Raw genomic sequence first — 19263 nt, forward strand, 5'->3', positions numbered from 1 at the left:
TCACGCCAGCGGCACGTAAGGCGGCGCTGTTGGCGAGACCCATGTGCCCGTCGAGACGCCCGACCCACACCGGATGATCCGGCGTCACGGAATCGATCCAATCGCGCCGCGGAAGCTCGCCTCCCCACAGCGTGTGATCCCAGTCGCCGCCCAATACCCAGGCACCTTTGGGCAGCGTGGCCGCGTATGCCTTGATCCGCCTAACGAACTCCGCCGGCGTCTTCGCATCGCGCAGCTGCACCGACGCGAGCGCAAACCCGCCGTCCAGAAAATGCACGTGCGCATCGATGAATCCCGGCACCAGCATCGCGCCGTGCGCGTCGATGATGCGCGCGCTGCCGGCCATCTTCCGGATCTCGGCGCTCGAGCCCACCGCCGCGATCGTGTCCCCGCTCACCGCGATCGCGTCGGCCCACGGACGCGCGGCATCGCCCGTCCACACGCGCGCGTTCACCACGGCCATCGTCATCGGCGACGATGTTGTGGGATGCGATGCGGTCACGAGCAGCGAGAGAAGAGCGAGTGCAACGAACGGCGCGCGCACTCAGCGACGCTCCATGGCGTCGCGAATGTCCAACAGAATCTCGAAGTACAGCTGTTCGCGCCGGTAGGCAAAATCCAGCGTCGACATCTGCGTTTGATCGGCGCTCGACTTCGCGCGTTCGAACGCCTCGCGGTACATCTCGTCGAGGTTGGACAGGATGCGATCGCGCGAACGGGACATACGGATTGCCTCGAGGGCTCGAAGGATGAGACGGGGCGGCTCGATCTCGGCCGGCGGCTTGATGCTCGCTTCGGCTCGTGCGAGAAGGAATCGCTTGGCCGCACCCATGAGAGCACGGCGTGGAGGAATGGGTTCGAACGACACAGGAGTTCAGGTCTCACACACTATAGCCGATCGCGAGGCTCTCGCCAATGCTCGAGCTCGCCTCACGCAGGCGTGTTCAGCAGCCGTACCGCGTCGCGCGCGATCACACCTTCTTCGTCGGTCGGGATGGAGTATACCGCCACGCGCGAATCGTCAGTGCTCAGGCGAGCCGGCGCGCCGACACACGAACTGTTGCACGCCGGATCCAGTCGGATGCCGAGCCATTCCATCCCATCGAGGATGCGCGTTCGCACCACCGGCGAGTTTTCGCCGATTCCACCGGTGAACACGACCGCCGCGGCGCCGCCCAACGCGGCGAGATACGCGCCCACGTATTTGCGCGCACGATACGCGAACATCTCGATGGCCAACCGGGCGTGCTCGTCGTCGCGCTCGACCGCCAACAACTCGCGCATGTCCGCCGTCGAGCGCGACACGCCGAGCAGGCCCGACCGGGTATTGAGCCACTGCTCTACCGTCGTCGCGCTGACGTGGTCGTGTTGGGCGAGAAACGCCACGATGGCCGGATCGAGGTCGCCGCTGCGTGTGCTCATCATCAGGCCTTCGAGCGGCGTGAAGCCCATGCTCGTGTCCGCCGACCGACCGTCGCGGATGGCGGCCGCCGAGCATCCGCTGCCGAGGTGTAGTACGATGAGTGTCGCGTGCTCGGACGGCGTGTCGGTGAGGTGGCAGTACCGCGCGAGCACGCTCTGGTACGACAGGCCGTGAAAGCCGTAGCGACGAATGCCGCACCGCTCGGCCATGGCGCCGGGAATCGCGTACTGCGATGCGACCGGCGGCAGGTCGCGATGAAACGTCGTGTCGAACGACGCGGTCATCGGCACGGCGTCGCCTAACGCAGCGCGCGCGGCGCGCACCCCGGCGACGCACGGTCCGTTGTGCAGCGGCGCGAGCTCCTCGAGCTCGGTGAGCGAGTCGATGACGGCCCGGTCGATGACCGTCGCCTCGCGGTACCGCGCCCCGCCGTGCACGATGCGATGCCCAACGGCGTCGATCGCGCCGCCGTACGCGTCGCGGAACCGCGCCAGCAGCTCCCGCGCGGCGACGGAGTGATCGCGCAGGTGGAGCTCGCCTTCGACGCGCCGGTCGCCCGCATCCACCGACCAGGTCGCGTTAGGCGATGACACGTTGTGCAGCGCGCCCCGCGCCAGCACGGCGAGCGGCGCGTGGTCGCCCGCGCCGGGCTCGGCGTCCACGAGCTGCAGCTTGACCGACGAGCTGCCGCAATTCAACGCCAGCACGTTCACGCCGAACGACGTCCCATCGCGTCAGTCCACGAGCTTGTTGTCGCCCGGCGGCGCACGATGCCGGTATGCTTCCACGACGCGGCCGCCCAGCAGGTGCTCGCGCACGATGCGTTCCGCGCCGTGCACATCCACGCCCGCGTACCACACGTCGTCGGGATACACGACCACCATCGGGCCATGTCCGCATTGGTTCATGCATCCGGCATGATTCACCCTGACGATGCCCTTGAGCCCCGCCGCCGCGGCGCCGCGCTTGAGCGTCGCGTGCACGGCATCGGATCCTTGCGTGGGACACGTGTTGCCGGACGTGCATACGAAGACGTGATGTTTGTATTGACCCATGATTGAAGATAGACCGGCGTTGCACCCAGGGCATTCCCGGCCCTCGCCGTCGCCCTCGCACCATGACAGCTTTCGCGCATGTCACCCACCCCAACACCGAAGACCACTGTCGAGCCCTGGCTTCGAGGCCCTGTGCCTGGCGTCGACCCGTACCTGCAGCCAGCGGCGCACGCGCTGCTCATGGCGTCCGAAGACCTCGAGCGCGCCGCAGGCGACCTGTCGCCCGACGAGCTGGCAACGCGCCCCGGCGGCGCCGCGTCGGTGGCCTTTCACCTGCGACACATCGCCGGCAGCATCGAGCGGCTGCTCACGTATGCGCGCGGCGCCGCGCTCTCGGATGCGCAGCGCCGCGCGCTCGTCACTGAATCGGCCGAGGGCAACGCGCCGGGAGACGCCGCAGCGCTCATCGCGCGCGCACGCGCGGCGATCGCGGGCGCCATCGAGCAGTTTCGGGCGACCGAGCGCGCCACGCTGCTCGACGCGCGCGGGGTCGGCAAGCAGCAGCTGCCGTCGACGGTGCTGGGCCTGCTGTTCCACGTGGCCGAGCACACGCAGCGGCATGTCGGCCAGGCGATCGCCACCGGCAAGGCCGTGCGTGGTTTGCGTTAGGCAGCCGTTGGGCCGTCGTCGGGCGGCGCGCCTGACGTCTGCGCGCACGCGAGCAGCAGCTCGCGCTCGCGCGCGTTCTGCGTGAGCTTGGCCGCGCGCTCGAATTCCTCCCGCGCCTCGGCGTGACGGCCCAGCTTCGCAAGCAGGTCGCCCCGCACCGCCGGCAGGAGATGGTAGCTCGCGAGCGCTTTCTCATCGCGCAACTCATTCACGATCTCGAGGCCCGCCGCTGGTCCAAACGCCATCGAGACCGCGACGGCGCGATTGAGCTCGACCACCGGCGACGGCGCCAGCTGCGCGAGCGCGTCGTACAACGCCGCGATGCGCGGCCAATCCGTCTCCGCTCCCGTGCGCGCGCGGGCATGACACGCCGCGATCTCGGCCTGCAGCGCGTACGGGCCTAACGTTCCGCCCAACCCTTCGGCGTGCTCGAGACAGCCGAGCGCATGACGGATCAGCACGTGGTCCCAGAGCGCGCGGTTCTGGTCGAGCAGCAAGATGGGCTCGCCCGCCGGCCCTACGCGGGCGCGCAGCCGCGACGCCTGGATCTCCATCAGCGCGACGAGACCGAAGACTTCCGATTCCTCAGGCATGAGCCCGCCCACGATGCGGCCAAGCCGCATCGCTTCCTCGCACAGCGACGGGCGAATCCAGTCGTCGCCGGCCGTCGCCGTATAGCCTTCATTGAAGATCAGATAGATCACCTGCAGCACCGATGCCAGCCGCGCCTTGAGATCGGGGCCGCGCGGCACGTCGAACGGCACGCACGCTTCCGACAACGTGCGCTTGGCGCGCACGATCCGCTGCGCCATCGTGGCGACGGGCACCAGGAATGCGCGCGCGATCTCCTCGGTCGCGAGCCCGCCTAACAGGCGCAGCGTGAGCGCCACCCGCGCCTCCATCGGCAGCACCGGATGGCAGGCGATGAACACCAGGCGCAGCAGCTCGTCTCCGATCTCGTCGTCCATCGATTCCACCAGGGCCGACTCGGGAGTGTCCTGTTCGTCGTCGCGCTCCGCGCCTAACTGCTGGTGCGTCCGGTCCAGCATCTTGCCGCGTCGCACGTGGTCGATCGCGCGGTGCTTGGCGGTCGCCATGAGCCACGCGCCCGGGTTGTCGGGGATTCCCGTCTCCGGCCACCGCTCCATCGCCGCCACCAGCGCGTCCTGCGCCAGGTCCTCGGCAAGGCCTACGTCGCGCGTGAGGCGGGTCAAGCTGGCAATGAGCTTCGCCGACTCGATCCGCCACACCGCATCGATAGTTCGGTTGATGTCCGCCACTAGCCTTCCGGAACCTCGTCTCGAATTCGGTGATCAGCGTCCGTGCCGCTTCGATACTTCGGCGCGAATGCGCTCCTCACGTGCTTTCGTTTCCGGCGTGAGATTCGAGCCGAAGTCGTCGGCCTCGAAAACCTGCCGGATCTCGACCTCCCCTTCCTTGAACGGCGCGCGCTTGAGCCATTCGACCGCCTCTTCCTTGGACTTCACGTTCCAGATCCAGAAGCCGGCGATGAGCTCCTTGGTTTCCGTGAACGGACCATCGATGACTTTCGGCTTGCCCTCGCCAAAGCGAACCCGCACGCCCCTCGCACTGGAGTGAAGTCCTTCGCCGGCGAGCATGACGCCCGCCTTAGCCAACTCCTCGTTGAACTTCGTCATCTCGGCCAGATCTTGCGCGGTCGGCAGCTTGCCGGCCTCGCTCTCAGCGTTGGCCTTCACAAGGATCATGAACCGCATGGCGTGTCTCCGTTTTCTCGAGTTCGAGAGTGTGTGTGTGTGTGTCCGGCCGACAGTCTGGGCGGGAGTCCGCGCGCAACATCGGGACCGCCCGCGGCCATCGGGGAAGTGTTACCTACTGTGTAGGCAAAAACTCTCCGATGCGCCGTGAAACCACTCCGCTAGCGTGCCTCGGGCGATACCCGGGCCCTGAGCATCGAGCGGTACGCCGCGCGGTACGTGATCGCCAGGTGGAGCTCGAGCCCGAACACGATCGCCGCCATCACGAGGCCCGACGGCAGCAGGAACGTGTGGAAGGCGACAATGTTCACGATCACCGGCGCCAGCAGCGCCAGCGCGAGCGGAACGTACCGGTTCGCCAGGAGCAGCGCGCCGGAGAGCAACTGGGTTCCCGCGATCAACTGCATCATGTAGCCGCTCTGGAACAAGGCAAGCGCGAACGCCGCTGCGCCTTTCGGCAGTGACGTCGGCTGCGGCATGAAATTCAGGAAGCCGTTCAAGCCCGCGAACACGAAGATCGAGCCGAGCAGGGAGCGGGAAACGAGCGAGAGCCGGCGACCGATCGCGCGCGTCACGGACCGATGGCTCGAGCGAATTTCAGCGCGGGGCGAAAGCAAAATGGCAGTCATGGCGTGTCTCCGGTTCGAGTCGTGGTGATTCGTGCCTTCATCATCACGTCGAACCAGCAGGCCGCATTTCGACATCACCCGGAACCAGCGGCCACTCCGTCACTTACAGCGGGCTCGGCGGTGCGAAATGTCCACAGGTCGTACTGGATCACGATCCAGACCAGCAGACACGGCGCTTCTCGCAAGCCAACGAGCGTGAGAAGCACGAGCAGGGTGCGCCACAGCGTGCGCGGCGACATCGCGTACCAGAGCGCCACGCCCGTCACGGCAATCACGTACGACGGTCGCTCCGCCTGATGGTTGAACAACACCACGTACACGAGCAGCGAGCAGAGATAGAGTCGCAGAAATCTCGCGTCGTTCCACTGGCCCGGGCGCAGGACGAGCGGCGCCAGCAGGACGAGGGTGCCCGCGAGCTGCACCGGCCAGTTAGGCCACGAGCCGGGCACGACGCCGGCCAACAATCCCATCGCCGAGGCGCCCCGGGCCAGCGCATCCACCGCCTCAATGTTCGCCCACCACTGGTACTGCTGCCGCAGCAGCGGCCAGGAGATGACGCCTAACGGAAGCGCGGCCAGCACGGCGCCCGCCACCACGATCCGCCAGCCGAACTTCCAGCGCGTCGACCGCGGCAGCGCCAAGGTCACCGCAGCGAGCGGGAAAATCTTGATCGCCGTACCGACGGCGACGGCGATGGCCGCCGCCGTCAATCGCGAGCGCTCGAGCGCCACGAACGCACACACAATGAGCGCGGCCACGAGCCCGTTCGACTGCGATGCCTGCGCGGACACGAACACTTCCGGCAGCACCACGATCGCGGCAATCGCCGCCTGGCGCCGCGGCAACACCATCGCCACCGCGGCGAGCACGGCCAGCGCATTCGCGACATCCCACACGAGCAGCCCAACCGACGACGGCAGCAGCGCGAACGGCGCGAACAGGAGCGCGAACGTCGGACTGTACTTGAAGAAATCGTATCCCTGCGCCGGATCGCTCGCGTACAGATTGCGATGCGCAAGCAAGTGATAGAACGATTGCCGGAAGACGGGATACGTCCAGTGATGGTGCAGCGTGAACGTCCGCGTGAACCACGCGAGCGTTGCCGCGAGGACGTACGCCGCGATGAGCCATGGCATCGCGCGATCCAACCACGCGGCGAGGTCCGTCCCGCCAAGGAACGACTCGCTCGCCGCCAACGGTTTGTCGTTGGACATCATTACACGCCGCATCCCGCGTGGCCGGGGTTGCCGCGAACGTCACGCGGCGCGAGGTTGTCCGCCATGGCCACCGTCGATGACTTCCTCACGCTCGACATCCGCGTCGGCACCGTCGTCGCGGCCGAGCCGTTTCCCGAAGCGCGAAAACCCGCGATCAAACTGCGCATCGATTTCGGGCCTGCGTTGGGCGTGAAACGATCGAGCGCCCAACTCACGGTCCATTATACACCGGAGCAACTCGTGGGACGGCAGGTCGTGGCCGTCGTGAATTTTCCTTCTCGTCGCATCGCCGGCTTCGAAAGCGACGTGCTGGTGCTCGGCGCCATGCCGACGGAACGCGAGGTCATTCTGCTCTGCGTCGATCGCGCCGTCGACGACGGCACGCGCATCGGCTAGCACCGTACTCGGACCCGAACATCCTTGACACGGACGCGGCTGCCGGATACTTGTTGATTCATGGTGATGATGCAGTCGCGTAAGGATCAATCCATGTGCGCATGTTGCCGGGCCGCCCATCGGTGGCCGGGCGGATCCGCGCGTCGTCGCTGCTGACATCATCGTCGCAACGCGCATTCCGGCCGGTCGCTGAACGCAGCGGCCGGCTTTTTTGTCTCCGTCGAGCCCAACGCGAACCATTTCCTGCGCGTCGGCGTTCGTCACCTGCACCTCTCACTCGAGCACGAGGACCGACCCATGGCAACCGCGACCACACCCGCCGCCGCGCCGGACAAGACGATTCTGGCCAAGGGATACACCCATCCGGAACTGCTCGTCTCCACCGAATGGTTGGCGGCCAATCTCGACAATCCATCCATCCGCATCATTGAGAGCGACGAAGATGTGCTGCTCTACGACATGGGCCACATTCCGAACGCACAGAAAGTCGATTGGCACGCCGACCTCAACGATCCGATCGTGCGCGACTACGTCGACCGCGAGCACTTCCAGGAGCTGCTCCGCTCGCGCGGCATCGACGATTCGAAAACGGTCGTCTTCTACGGCGACAAGAACAACTGGTGGGCCTGCTACGCGCTCTGGGTGTTCCGTCTCTTCGGATTCGAGAACGCGCGCGTGTTGGATGGCGGACGCGTGAAGTGGGAGCAGGAGGGGCGCCGGTTGATCGCCGATGTGCCGCACTTTCAGCGCAGCAACTACACCGCGCCCGAACGCAAGGACGCGCCCATTCGCGCGTTTCGCGAGGAGACGCTCAGCCACGCGAAGGCGGAGCTGCCGCTGATCGACGTCCGCTCGCCGGACGAATTCAGCGGTAAGAAAACGCACATGCCCGAATATCCGCAGGAAGGCGTGCTGCGCGGCGGACACATTCCGGGCGCCAAGAACGTTCCGTGGGCGCGCGCCGCGAATCCCGACGGCACCTTCAAGAGCGCCGATGAGTTGCGCAGCATCTACGAGAAGGAAGCGGGCCTCAAGCCGAGCGACGATGTGATCGCGTATTGCCGCATCGGCGAGCGTTCGTCGCACACCTGGTTCGTGCTCACGTATCTGTTAGGCTACGACAAAGTGCGCAACTACGACGGGAGTTGGACCGAGTGGGGCAATTCCGTGCGCCTCCCGATCGAGAAAGGGGCGACCGCGTGACCGATCCGACGAGCGGAGCCGCACCGGCGGCCGTCGTGAAGCACAAGCCTAACCGCGTCGAGCTCGTGTGGCACGCGGAGCATCGCTTCACGGCCGGCCGGCCGGGCGGCCCAACGCTGCCGATCGATGGTGACGGCATCACGGCGCCCGGGCCGGTGGACACGATGCTTTCTTCGCTGGCCGGCTGCGCATCCGTGGATGTGATCGACATTCTCGCCAAGCGACGCACGCCCATCCAGGCGCTGCGCGTCGAAGTCGTGGGCAGGCGCGTCGAGACGATTCCGCGCCGTTTGTCCCACGTGCTCCTCCGTTTCCACATCACCGCCCAGGGCCTCGATCGCGAGAACGCCGAGCGCGCCGTGCAGTTGTCGGTGGAGAAATACTGCTCGGTGCGCTCGTCGCTCGACCGCGACATTCCGGTCGAGTGGGAGGTGGAGCTGCACTGAGCCGGTCCGCTGCCATGTCGACGATCGTCCATCCCACGGTCTCCTCCGCCATCGGCCGCACGCCGATGATCCGCCTCGAGCGCGTCGTGGAGCCGGACATGGCCGAAGTGTGGGTCAAAATGGAGGGGATGAATCCCGGGGGCTCGATCAAGGACCGGACTGCGTTAGGCATGGTGGTCGACGCCGAGCAGCGCGGCCTCCTGCACCCGGGCGGCACGATCGTCGAACCGACATCGGGTAACACCGGCGTGGGGCTCGCGCAGGTGGCCGCGGCCCGCGGCTACCGGCTCATCCTCTGCCTTCCGGCGCAGATGAGCGAAGAGCGCAAACGCACGCTCCTCGCGTACGGCGCCGAGCTCGTGCTCACCGATCCCGAACGGCGCATGCTCGCCGCCATCGAGGAAGCCGAGCGCATCCGCGACACCACCGGCGCCTGGATGCCTAACCAGTTCTCCAACCCGGCCAATCCGCGCGTGCACTATGACACCACGGGCCCGGAGATCTGGGAGCAGATGGCCGGCCGCGTCGACGCGTTCGTGTACGGATCGGGCACCGGCGGCACGATCAGCGGCGTCGGCCGTTTTCTCAAGGAGCGCGACTCCCGCATCCAGGTGATCACCGTCGAACCCGCACGCTCGGCCGTGCTCAGTGGAGGAGCGCGCGGCGAGCATCGTTTTCAGGGCATGGGACCTGGCTTCATCCCGGACAACCTCGATCGTTCCGTCATCGATCGCGTCGTCACGGCGTGGGAGGAAGACGCGTTCCCGTTGGCGCGCCGGCTCGCACGCGAGGAAGGATTGTTCGTCGGCATGTCGAGCGGCGCCATCGCGTTCTGGGCGCTGCGCATCGCGCGGGAGCTGGGTCCGGGGAAACGCGTCGCGATGATCGCGCCGGACTCCGGGGCGCGGTACCTGTCGACGGCGTTGTTTGCGGAACCGGATCGCGCCGCGTCCTGATGCGCGCGACGCGCGAGCCCAGCGTTAGGCGCAGGCTCCGTTAGAACTCGAGGCCCGCCTTCCGCAGCTTGGCCAGCACCTTGCGCCGCACCATGTTGGGCGCCGGATGCTCGCGCCGCGTCGCTGCCACCGCCTCGAGAAACGTGCGCTCGAAGTCGAACTGCGGATAGCACTGCCGGCACTCGGCGAGGTGCCCCCGAATGGCATCCATCGACTCGTCCGTGAGCTCGCCGTCCAGGTAATCCCAGAGTTGGCGAACGACGTCGGTACAGTCCATGGCGACGATCTCTGTCTCGGTGAGGAACACGTTAGACCTCGCATGCAGCGCGCGTGGGCAGTCCCGCGTCTCGCGCGAACATCACGAGCGACTCCTGCAACAACCGCCGTCCGCGAAACAGGCGCGATCGGATCGTTCCGACCGGGACGCCGAGCACGGACGCTGCTTCATTGTATGCCATCCCTTCGACGTCAACCAGCACGACGGCAGAGCGGAATACCTCCGGCAAGTCTCCAATCGCGCGCTCGAGCGCCGGCGCGAGATCCACGTGGCTGAGGATGTCGGCGTGCTCGCCGATCGACCCCACGATCTCCTGCCCCGATGCAAGCGCTTCGAGCTGCGCATCATCACCGCCGTAATCCACACGACGCCGTTCTCGTTCCCGAAGCCTGAGAAAAACGTTCCGGCAGATCGTGAAGAGCCACTTCCGACATTCGCTGCCGGGCTCGAAGGTGTGCCACGAGCGGTACGCGCGGAGAAAGGTCTCCTGGACGACGTCGTCGGCATCGGATTCATCGCGCGTCATCGAGAGCGCGAACCGGTACACATCGTCCAGCCAGGGCAACGCTTCAACCTCAAAGCGTCTCGAGTCGACGCGGTGCGACTCAGCGGCGGTCAGCGTTCCATCCATGAAGGGCCTCGTGTGTTTCCCACCACCGTCGTGGGCTTGTTGACTCCGGCAGCGATACCAACTGATGACCGCGTATACACGAGCGGTTCCCGTCTGTGCCGTGGTTCGGCGTTACAATTTCGTCAAAAGACGAGAGTAGTCAAACGATTGCGCCCGAAAGAGTTAAGTGTCACCATCGCATCGCTGTCGTCCGCCTCGGAATCAGGGCCGCTGGCCTCGCGTGAGCAGTCGTTGACCATCTTTCTTTGAGGCAAACAAGGGATCGACCCTCACCCGCTTCCGATGGACCGGCACCGCGCAGCCGAGCGATCCGTGCTGTCACCCGTTCAATCCGTTCTTCAACGCGCAGAAGCCCACCACCCACATCTGCTCCGGGACTGGCCGCGCGTCTGCCTTGATGCTGGACCCGTCTTTCGCCTTGGCTTGCGTGTCGCGTCCGCGGAGTGCTATAGTGACCATGAGAGGGTCAGGGATTCGTGGCTGACCTTCCCAAGTGGGACCGGTGCGGCCGCGCCGGACATTCACTTCTCTCGAGAGGCAATCGCATGCGGTGGACGAAACCAGAGTTCGAGGTCGTCGAAGTGACGATGGAAGTCACGGCATACGTCGCGCGGCGCTAACCAACGCGGCAGCAAGAGCCCGGTGACCCCGGGCTCTTTTCTTTTCTCCGCTCCGGTGATTTGTGCACGTGACGCTGTTGGGGACCGCAGCCGGCGGCGGATTCCCGCAATGGAATTGCTGGTGTCCGTCCTGCCGCACGGCTCGCGAGGCGCCTGAGCGAGCACGCGCTCGCACGCAATCCTCGATCGCGGTCAGCGCCGACGGTGCACGCTGGTTCTTGCTGGACGCCTCGCCCGACGTGCGCGAGCAGATCGCGACGCTGCCCACCGCGCGGACCACCGAAACGCGCTATGTGCCGATCGATGGCATCGCCCTCACCGACGCCGAGCTCGACCACACGTTAGGCATCGAGCTGTTGCGCGAGGGGCGCGCGCTGCACCTCTACGCGACGGCTTCCGTGTTAGGCACGCTCGAGCGCGACTCCCGCATTCTCCCGGTCACGCGCGCCTTCGCCTGCGTCGATGTCACCGTCCTCGAGGCGAACGGGATGGCGGCGGCGCTCCGCTACCGCGACGGGACGGCGAGCGGCCTCTCGCTCGAGGCCGTCGAGGTGGCAGGCGACCCGCCGCGCTTCGCGTCCTCGAACGAGCCCGGTCACACGGTGGGCCTCCTCGTTCACGATGGCACCACCGGCGGGACCTGCGCGTTCGTCCCAGGGTCGGCAGCGCTCGACGACGCCCTCGCCGGCCGTCTCGCAGGCGCGGACGTTGCGCTCCTCGACGGCACCTTTTTCACCGACGACGAGCCGCAACGCGTTGGCCTGGGCGACCGCACCGCCGTGCAGATGGGTCACGCGCCCATCAGCGGGACCGCGGGCACCCTGGGCCGCTTCTGGGGGCTCCCTTGCCGTCACAAGGTGTACACGCACATCAACAATACGAACCCGATCCTGATCGAAGATTCTCCGGAACGCCGCACCGTGGAGCGCGCGGGCGTCGTCGTCGGAGCTGACGGGATGACATTTCAGATCTGACCATGGCCGCTTCGTCATTCACCACCATGTCGGCTCCGCCGCCGCCGCCGATCCCGCGGCTGGAGCGGCCGCTCGTGCCTAACGAGCTGGCCGACGCGCTGCGCGCCTTCCACTCGTCGTATTACGTCGAGCACCCGTTCCATCAGTTGATGCACGACGGCCAGCTGACGCAGCGGCAGCTGCAAGGGTGGGTCGCCAACCGCCTGTGCTATCAGCGGGCGGTGCCGCGCAAGGACGGGGCGATTCTCTCGAACTGCCCGGTCCCCGCGGTCCGCCGGCAGTGGATCCAGCGCCTCATCGACCACGACGGAACGCGCGAGGGCGAAGGCGGCATCGAGAAATGGATCCAGTTAGGCATCGGACTGGGCCTCTCGCGCGAGGAGATGGACGACGAGCGCTACGTCCTGCCGGGCGTCCGCTTCGCCACCGAGGCGTACGTCACGTTCTGCAAGACCAAGCCGTGGGTCGATGCGGTGGCCGCGTCGTTGACGGAGCTGTTCGCGCCGGACATCATGCGCCGCCGCCTCGCGTCGATGCCGAAGAACTATCCGTGGATCAAGCCCGAGGCGTACGCGTACTTCGAGAGCCGCCTGACGCAGGCGCCGCGGGACAGCGCCGAAGGGCTGGCGATCGTGACCCGGTACTGCACCACCGTCGAAACGCAGCAGCGCGCGTTCGAGGCGCTGCGGTTCAAGATCGAGATGCTGTGGGCCATGATCGACACGATCCACCACGCCTACCGCGAGGAATAGCCGTGGGATTCGGCGGCGGCACGCGGCCCCGGCTCTGGCGGTTCGCCCGCGTCGACTTCGACCCGGTGCGCCAGCGTCGCGTGCTGCTGTATCCGGAGGGGGCGATCCTGCTCAACGACACCGCGGCCGAGATCCTTGCGCTGTGCGACGGCGAGCGGACGATCGACGCGATCGCCGCGGCGTTGGGCGAGCGCTACGGCGCCGACGTGCGGGCCGACGTGCTCGAGTACCTGGATAAGTTGGGCGAGCGCGAGCTCGTTCGCGACGCCGCCGCGCCACCCTCGGTCCCCACCTCCCCGTGACGCATCTCCGATTTCGCGCGTGCCTCGCGGTCTGCGCATCGCTGGTGTTCGGCGCCGGAACCGCCGCTGCCCAACGATCGCGTTCCGCGCCCACGGCGGCGGCGGGCGCGCCCGCGGCGCTGCCGGCGGCCGCGGCCGGTATGCGCGCGACGCTCGAAAAGGTGATCCACAAGACCGTGCTGCCTAACGGTCTCGAGGTGATCGTCATCGAGAATCACGGGGTCCCGCTGGCGACGGTCGAGATCGATGTGCGGAACGGCGCGTTCACGCAGACCCCCGAGTACGAGGGGCTGGCGCACATGTACGAGCACATGTTCTTCAAGGCCAACGCCTCCTATCCCGAGCCCGAGCAGTTCGTCCAACGCGCGGCCGAGCTCGGCGCGGTGTTCAACGGCAGCACGCGTGAAGAGGTGGTGAACTACTATATCACCCTGCCATCGGACAGCGTCGCGGCCGGCCTGTCGTTTCTCGCCGCCGCGTTTCGCGCGCCGCTCTTTCGCCCGGATGAGCTCGAGACCGAACGCCAGGTCGTGTTAGGCGAATACGACCGCCAGGAATCGAGCCCGTTCTTCAAGTTCACCGAGGACATGAACCATCTCTTGTGGCGCTCGCAGTACAGCCGCAAGAACATGATCGGCAATCGCGACGTCGTTCTGCACGTCACCCCGGCGCAGATGCGCGAGATCGAGCACCGCTACTACATCCCCAACAACGCGGCGCTCATCGTGGCCGGCGACGTCCGGCCCGACAGCGTGTTCGCGCTCGCCCAACGCACGTTCGGCAGCATTCCGCGCGGCCCCGATCCGTTCACGAAATATCCGATCCCCGACGTCCCGCCGCTCCCGCACGATGAAGCCGAAATCGTCGAGCAGCCGGTGAGCACGGTGTTCGTCCAGGAGCAGTGGTTAGGCCCGAGCGTCGGGAAAGATCCGCAATCGACGTATGCCGCCGACGTGTTCTCCGACGTGATGAATCAGGACGGCTCGCGCTTCCAGCGCCGCCTCGTGGACAGCGGGCTGTGGCATTCGGTGGTGGTGAACTATTACACGCTCAACCACACCGGACCGATCACGATCAGCGGAGAGACCACCGCCGACAAACTGCGTCCCGCGCTCGCCGCGCTCGATTCCGAAATCTCGAAGTTCGGCACGCCCGGCTACTTCAGCGCCGCCGACGTCGCGCTGCAAAAGCAGCAGCGCGCCGTGGGCACGGCGCTCGGCCTCGAGCGCGCGTCGGGATTTGCCCACCAGCTCGGATTCTGGTGGGCGGTCGCCGGTCTCGACTACTATCTCGGCTACATCGACAACATGGCACGGCAGACGCCCGACGATTTGCGGCGCTACGTGCGCACGTACATCGCCGGCAAGCCGCGCGTCGTGGGCGTGCTCATCTCACCGGAGGACCGGCAGCTGATCGGCCTCACGGACGCCGATCTCCTTCGCCCGGAAAAGCCGGTGCGTACTTCGCCGCAGCCATGATGCCGCGTCTCGTTGCGATCGCACTCGCGGTCACGCTCACGGCCGGCGGCGCGTCCCATGCGGCCGCTGCCGCGCCGCGGCCGCACGTGCCGCCGCCCGACACGTTGACGACGAGCTTCGACGTCTCCGGCGTTCACGTCATCCTGCGCCGCAACGCCGCCAACGACGTCGTCGCCGTCAATCTGTATCTGCTCGGCGGCACCCGCGGCCTAACGGACTCCACCGTCGGCATCGCGCCCATGATGCTCTGGGTGTCGGAGCGCGGCACCGAGCACTATTCGCGCGAAGCGCTCCGCCTCAAAACCGCCGAGCTCGGCAGCAGCATCGTCGTCGAGCCGCAGCCCGACTGGACGATGTTCGGCTTCCGCGGCATTCGCTCCACGTTCGACAGCACCTGGATGTTGTTTGCCGACCGGCTCATGCATCCCACACTCGACTCGAGCGACGTCGAGCTCACACGCGCACAGGTCGCGAGCGGCGTGAGCGAGCGGCGCGACTCGCCGGACGATTGGGTGGAGTATCTCGCCGACAGCGTCGCGTTTGCCGGTACCCCGTACGGGCTTGCGGCCTCGGGCACCGAGCGGTCCATCGCCTCGATTTCCGCACAGGATCTGCGCCGGTTTCGCGACACCGCGCTCGTCACCTCGCGCATGCTCGTCGTCGTCGTGGGCAACGTCGACAGCGCGCAGGTCTCGCGCGACATCCAGCGCACGTTAGGCACGCTGCCGGCCGGCGCGTATCACTGGACGGCGATTCCATCGGGCATGAGCGCGGACACGTCGGGCGACCCGTCGCCCGCAAGATCCCCGGCGCCGGCGGTGCTCGAGCAGCGCTCGCTGCCCACGAACTACATCCTCGGCTATTACAACGGTCCGGCGGCGACGAGTAGCGACTACCAGGCGCTGCGCGTTGCGACGGCCGTGCTCAGCGGCCGGCTGTTCGCCGAGGTGCGCTCGCGGCGCAATCTCACCTATGCGGTGGAAGCGCCGTTTCTGGAGCGAGCCGTCTCCGCGGGCGGCCTCTACGTCACCACCGTGTATCCGGATTCGGTCCTCGCCATCATGCGGGAGCAGGTGCAGGAGCTGCAGCACGGACTCGTCGACGTGGACAATTTGCACGTGATCGTCGCCCAGTTCCTCACCGAATACTTCCTGAACAACGAAACGAACGACCAGCAGGCCAACTTTCTCGCGCGCGCCCAACTGTACCGCGGCGATTGGCACGCGGCCGATGACTTCGCGGCCGAGCTCGAGCGCGTGACGCCCCAGGATGTGCAGCGCGCGGCACGGCGGTACATGCACGACGTGAAGTTCGCGTATCTCGGCGACACGACCCGCGTGTCGCGCGCGCTGCTCACCGGCTTCTGAGGGCGTCCCGGCCGCCGGTGCGCCTCCTGCGTTAGGCAGCGCGCCATGCCCACCGGCGCCGACTCCGTGGTCCGCGCGCTCGAGGACGAGGACGTCCCGTTCGCCTTCGGCATCCCCGGCACGCACACGATCGAGCTGTACGACGCGCTGGCGAGGTCGTCGCGCGTCAAGCCGATTCTGGTCACCGATGAGCAGAGCGCGTCGTTCATGGCCGACGGCGTGTGGCGCGCGTCCGGGCGCCTCGGCTGCGCCGCGCTCGTCCCCGGTGCCGGCCTCACGCACGCGCTGAGCGGCATCGCCGAAGCGTTCCTCGATACCGTGCCCATGCTCGTGCTGGGCTGCGGCGTGCGGCGCGACATCGGCATGGCGTTTCAGCTGCACGACATCGATCAGGCGGCGCTGGTGCGGCCGGTGACCAAGAGCGTGCTGCGCCCGGAGCACGGCGCCGATCTCTATCGCACCGTGCGCGAGGCGTGTCGCATCGCGCGCGCGGGCGTGCCCGGGCCGGTGTTCGTCGAGGTGCCCGCCGAGCTCTACCTGCTCGCGCACGAGGGCGACGCCGCGCCGCCGTTGTCGTTAGGCGCCGCGCCGCCGCAGCCCGCGCTCGAGCTCGTGGAGCGCGCCGCCGCGATGCTCACCCGAGCGCGCCGGCCCCTGCTGTATCTCGGCTTCGGCGCGCGGGGCGCCAGGGTGGTCGCGCTCGCCGAGACGCTCGAGTCGCCCGTCGCGACGACGCTGCACGGCAAGGGAGTGTTCCCCGAATCGCATCCCCTCTCATTGTGGCCGGGATTCGGCGACGCCGCGCCGCCGTTCGCGCGCTCCATCGCGCACGAGTGCGATGCCACGCTGGCGATCGGCTGTCGCTTCGGCGAGGTCGCGACCGGCAGCTACGGCGCGGTCCCGCGGCGCCCGCTGATCCATGTCGACATCGGCCAGTCGGCGCTCGAACGCAACATGGAGACCGACCTCGCCATCGTGTCGGATGCCGGCGCGTTTGTCGACGCGCTGCTCGCCCGCCTAACGCACCGCCCGATCGACGCCAGGATGCGTGCGGCGATCCGCGATGGACATGCCGCCGTCGAACGCGCGTGGCGCGAACAGGCGAGCGCCGCCGGCGTCACCCCGCACGCGCTGCTCGATGGCGTGCAGCGCCGATTCGGTCCGGCCACCACCTACACCACCGACAGCGGCAACGGAACCTTTCTCGCCATGGAGTGCCTGCGCCTCGAGCGCGCCGGACAGTTTCTGGCGCCGCTCGACTACTCGTGCATGGGCTACAGCGTGCCGGCGGCGATCGGTGCCAAGCTCGTGTGCCCGGAAACGCCCTGCGTGGCCCTGACCGGCGACGGCGCGTTCCTCATGACGGGGCTGGAGCTGCTCACGGCGGCCAGCCACGACGTGGGCATCGCCGTGATCGTGCTGCGGGACCACGAGCTCGCACAGATCGCGCAGGTTCAGGCCATTGCGTTAGGCAGGAAGAGCGCCAGCCGCGTGCCCGACTACGACCTCGAGCAGCTGTGCGCCGGACTCGGCGTCCAGTACCTCCGCCTCGATCGCGATCTCGAAATCGCCGACGTGATCGATCAGGCAGCCGGGATCACGGAGCGCGGCGGTCCGGTTGTCGTCGAGGCCGCCATCGACTACGCGCACGCGACGTATTTCACGCGCGGCGTGGTGAAGACGAATTTCGGCCGGCTGCCGTGGAGCGACCGGCTCCGCTTCGTGCTGCGCGCACTCGGCCGCCGGATGACGGCCGGCGGCGGCAGCCGGCCACAGCCCGTTCGTTAGGCGGCGGGGCCGAACGGCTGTTCGAGCGACGGGCTGCGCGGGGTCAGGAGCTCGGCGCCGTCGGCGGTGATGTGCATGTCGTCCTCGATGCGCACGCCGAACTTGCCCGGGATGTAAATCCCCGGCTCATCGCTGAACATCATGTTCGGCTGCATGGCGAGCGTGTTGCCGCGGACGAGATAGGGCCACTCGTGTCCGTCCATGCCCATGCCGTGGCCTAACCGGTGGCCGAAGTACGTGTAGTCCGGACCGTATCCCGCATCGACGATCACCTTGCGCGCCGCGGCGTCGACGGCCTGACACTCGAGGCCGGGCCGCGCCGCGTGCAGCGCCGCCGTCTGTGCGCGATACACGATGTCGAACACGCGCTTCATGTCATCCGTCGGCGCGCCGAGCACGAACGTGCGCGTGATGTCCGACACGTAGCCCTCCACTTTGCAACCGCCGTCGATCATGACGATGGTGCCGTCGCGGATCGTCTGCGGCGTTCGCGAGCCGTGCGGCAGCGCCGAATATTCGCCGACCTGCACCGACGCTTCGCCGTCGAAACCCTGCCGGCGATGCGCCGCGGCGATCATCGTGCTCACATCCTCCTGCGTCATGCCTTCCCGGATCGATTGCCACGCCGCGTGGTACGCGCGGAGCGTGACCGCCGCGGCGAGCCGCATCAGCGCGACCTCGTGATCGGTCTTCACCATGCGGCAGCCGGCCGTGACCGGCGTCGCGCTGGCGAGCGTCATGGCCGGCAGCGCGTGCGCCGCGCCGTCGCTGAAGACGTAGCGCACCGTCTCTTCGATGCCTAACCGACCGGTGGCGAGTCCGCGCGACTGCAGCCCCTGCGCGACGAGCGCGTACGGACTCTCGTGCTCCTGCCACGTCATCACGTCGGTCCCCGTATCGAGCGGACCGGCCGCCACTTGCTCCATGGCGCGCGCGTGCTCGAACGCCGGCGTCACGAGAAGCGGCTTGCCGCGCACGGGCAGCACGACCGCCAACAACCGCTCGCTCAGTCCCCATTGGATGCCCGTGAAGTAGTCGAGCGACGTGCCGCCCGTGAGCATCATCGCGTTCAGCTCGTTGTCCCGCATGAGGCCGCGCGCGTTCTCGATGCGAGCGCGACGCTCGTCCACCGTGATCGGTTGGGCGCGAGCCGTCATCGATGTGAGCGCGGCAATCGCCGGCGGCAGCGCGGCGTCGCCATCGGCAGGCGCGGGTTCCGTGCGCGCTGCGGCCGAATGACACGCCGTACCGGCGACGGCTAACGCAGAGACACCGAGGAATTTCCGTCTCGACACCATGACGTCCTCCGCAGAGAGGCGTCGCGGCGCGCACCCGGAGGAGAGGTCCGGCGCGCGCCGCGATTTCGCGACGCGGCCGGTAAGTTGATGTCGAGGACGCCCGCGC

Annotated in this window: 23 protein-coding genes; 11 read left to right on the forward strand and 12 right to left on the reverse strand. The window is 67.5% G+C overall.

What is annotated here, in order from left to right:
* The 4 genes from VFW04_09100 to VFW04_09115 all read right to left on the reverse strand — a co-directional run.
* A partial coding sequence (locus VFW04_09100) for an amidohydrolase family protein (protein HEX5179473.1) occupies positions 1-544 on the reverse strand: 544 nt, incomplete at its 3' end.
* Positions 545-832 (reverse strand): hypothetical protein, encoded by a 288-nt coding sequence (locus VFW04_09105; GenBank protein HEX5179474.1) that lies wholly within the window; start codon positions 830-832, stop codon positions 545-547.
* A 98-nt stretch (positions 833-930) separates the two neighbouring features.
* Entirely contained in the window at positions 931-2130 is a 1200-nt protein-coding gene (locus VFW04_09110) for an acetate/propionate family kinase (protein HEX5179475.1), read from the reverse strand.
* Between the two features lie 27 nt (positions 2131-2157).
* Positions 2158-2478: a (2Fe-2S) ferredoxin domain-containing protein gene (locus VFW04_09115; GenBank protein HEX5179476.1), complete on the reverse strand. Its 321-nt coding sequence runs from the start codon at positions 2476-2478 to the stop codon at positions 2158-2160.
* A gap of 132 nt (positions 2479-2610) precedes the next feature.
* On the opposite strand from VFW04_09115, the gene VFW04_09120 reads away from it, so the two are divergent.
* Positions 2611-3087: a DinB family protein gene (locus tag VFW04_09120; protein ID HEX5179477.1), complete on the forward strand. Its 477-nt coding sequence runs from the start codon at positions 2611-2613 to the stop codon at positions 3085-3087.
* On the opposite strand, the gene VFW04_09125 is transcribed toward VFW04_09120, so the two are convergent.
* From VFW04_09125 to VFW04_09140, 4 genes are all read right to left on the reverse strand, one after another.
* The gene (locus tag VFW04_09125; GenBank protein ID HEX5179478.1) at positions 3084-4367 is read right to left on the reverse strand and encodes an RNA polymerase sigma factor; all 1284 of its coding nucleotides are present in this window, start codon (positions 4365-4367) and stop codon (positions 3084-3086) included. The two genes, VFW04_09120 and VFW04_09125, sit on opposite strands and share 4 nt — an antisense overlap.
* A gap of 33 nt (positions 4368-4400) precedes the next feature.
* A complete protein-coding gene (locus VFW04_09130; protein HEX5179479.1) occupies positions 4401-4823 on the reverse strand; it encodes a YciI family protein in 423 nt (140 codons plus the stop codon).
* A 161-nt stretch (positions 4824-4984) separates the two neighbouring features.
* Entirely contained in the window at positions 4985-5452 is a 468-nt protein-coding gene (locus VFW04_09135) for a hypothetical protein (GenBank protein HEX5179480.1), read from the reverse strand.
* Between the two features lie 74 nt (positions 5453-5526).
* Positions 5527-6669: a glycosyltransferase family 87 protein gene (locus VFW04_09140; GenBank protein HEX5179481.1), complete on the reverse strand. Its 1143-nt coding sequence runs from the start codon at positions 6667-6669 to the stop codon at positions 5527-5529.
* Positions 6670-6732: 63 nt separating this feature from the next.
* On the opposite strand from VFW04_09140, the gene VFW04_09145 reads away from it, so the two are divergent.
* The 4 genes from VFW04_09145 to cysK all read left to right on the forward strand — a co-directional run bounded on the left by VFW04_09145 (position 6733) and on the right by cysK (position 9670).
* Complete coding sequence (locus tag VFW04_09145; protein HEX5179482.1) at positions 6733-7065, forward strand: tRNA-binding protein; 333 nt, start codon at positions 6733-6735, stop codon at positions 7063-7065.
* 297 nt (positions 7066-7362) lie between these two features.
* On the forward strand, positions 7363-8268 hold the full coding sequence (locus tag VFW04_09150) for a sulfurtransferase (GenBank protein ID HEX5179483.1): 906 nt from the start codon (positions 7363-7365) through the stop codon (positions 8266-8268).
* A complete protein-coding gene (locus tag VFW04_09155; protein ID HEX5179484.1) occupies positions 8265-8714 on the forward strand; it encodes an OsmC family protein in 450 nt (149 codons plus the stop codon). Before VFW04_09150 ends, VFW04_09155 begins: the two co-directional genes overlap by 4 nt.
* 14 nt (positions 8715-8728) lie before the next feature.
* Positions 8729-9670 carry a cysteine synthase A gene (cysK, locus tag VFW04_09160; protein ID HEX5179485.1) on the forward strand — a complete coding sequence of 314 codons (942 nt, stop codon included), beginning with the start codon at positions 8729-8731 and terminating at the stop codon, positions 9668-9670.
* 40 nt (positions 9671-9710) lie between these two features.
* On the opposite strand, the gene VFW04_09165 is transcribed toward cysK, so the two are convergent.
* The 3 genes from VFW04_09165 to VFW04_09175 all read right to left on the reverse strand — a co-directional run bounded on the left by VFW04_09165 (position 9711) and on the right by VFW04_09175 (position 11037).
* The gene (locus VFW04_09165; GenBank protein ID HEX5179486.1) at positions 9711-9977 is read right to left on the reverse strand and encodes a zf-HC2 domain-containing protein; all 267 of its coding nucleotides are present in this window, start codon (positions 9975-9977) and stop codon (positions 9711-9713) included.
* Between the two features lies 1 nt (position 9978).
* Complete coding sequence (locus VFW04_09170; protein HEX5179487.1) at positions 9979-10578, reverse strand: sigma-70 family RNA polymerase sigma factor; 600 nt, start codon at positions 10576-10578, stop codon at positions 9979-9981.
* A 318-nt stretch (positions 10579-10896) separates the two neighbouring features.
* Positions 10897-11037, reverse strand: coding sequence for a hypothetical protein (locus tag VFW04_09175; protein HEX5179488.1), 141 nt, complete (start codon positions 11035-11037; stop codon positions 10897-10899).
* A gap of 229 nt (positions 11038-11266) precedes the next feature.
* Here VFW04_09175 and pqqB point away from each other — a divergent pair, with 229 nt between their 5' ends.
* From pqqB to VFW04_09205, 6 genes are read left to right on the forward strand one after another with little or no spacing between them, the layout of a single operon-like run.
* The gene (gene pqqB, locus VFW04_09180; GenBank protein ID HEX5179489.1) at positions 11267-12172 is read left to right on the forward strand and encodes a pyrroloquinoline quinone biosynthesis protein PqqB; all 906 of its coding nucleotides are present in this window, start codon (positions 11267-11269) and stop codon (positions 12170-12172) included.
* A gap of 2 nt (positions 12173-12174) precedes the next feature.
* Positions 12175-12924 (forward strand): pyrroloquinoline-quinone synthase PqqC, encoded by a 750-nt coding sequence (gene pqqC / locus VFW04_09185; GenBank protein ID HEX5179490.1) that lies wholly within the window; start codon positions 12175-12177, stop codon positions 12922-12924.
* 2 nt (positions 12925-12926) lie between these two features.
* The gene (gene pqqD / locus VFW04_09190; GenBank protein HEX5179491.1) at positions 12927-13226 is read left to right on the forward strand and encodes a pyrroloquinoline quinone biosynthesis peptide chaperone PqqD; all 300 of its coding nucleotides are present in this window, start codon (positions 12927-12929) and stop codon (positions 13224-13226) included.
* Positions 13223-14704 carry a pitrilysin family protein gene (locus VFW04_09195; protein ID HEX5179492.1) on the forward strand — a complete coding sequence of 494 codons (1482 nt, stop codon included), beginning with the start codon at positions 13223-13225 and terminating at the stop codon, positions 14702-14704. The genes pqqD and VFW04_09195 overlap by 4 nt, the downstream gene beginning before the upstream one ends.
* A complete protein-coding gene (locus tag VFW04_09200; GenBank protein HEX5179493.1) occupies positions 14701-16071 on the forward strand; it encodes a pitrilysin family protein in 1371 nt (456 codons plus the stop codon). The genes VFW04_09195 and VFW04_09200 overlap by 4 nt, the downstream gene beginning before the upstream one ends.
* Before the next feature lie 45 nt (positions 16072-16116).
* On the forward strand, positions 16117-17859 hold the full coding sequence (locus VFW04_09205) for a thiamine pyrophosphate-binding protein (GenBank protein ID HEX5179494.1): 1743 nt from the start codon (positions 16117-16119) through the stop codon (positions 17857-17859).
* On the opposite strand, the gene VFW04_09210 is transcribed toward VFW04_09205, so the two are convergent.
* Positions 17856-19157, reverse strand: a complete 1302-nt coding sequence (locus VFW04_09210) for a Xaa-Pro peptidase family protein (protein HEX5179495.1) — start codon at positions 19155-19157, stop codon at positions 17856-17858. The two genes, VFW04_09205 and VFW04_09210, sit on opposite strands and share 4 nt — an antisense overlap.
* Between the last annotated feature and the right edge of the window lie 106 nt (positions 19158-19263).

Source organism: Gemmatimonadaceae bacterium, assembly GCA_036273715.1.
Classification (GTDB): domain Bacteria; phylum Gemmatimonadota; class Gemmatimonadetes; order Gemmatimonadales; family Gemmatimonadaceae; genus JADGGM01.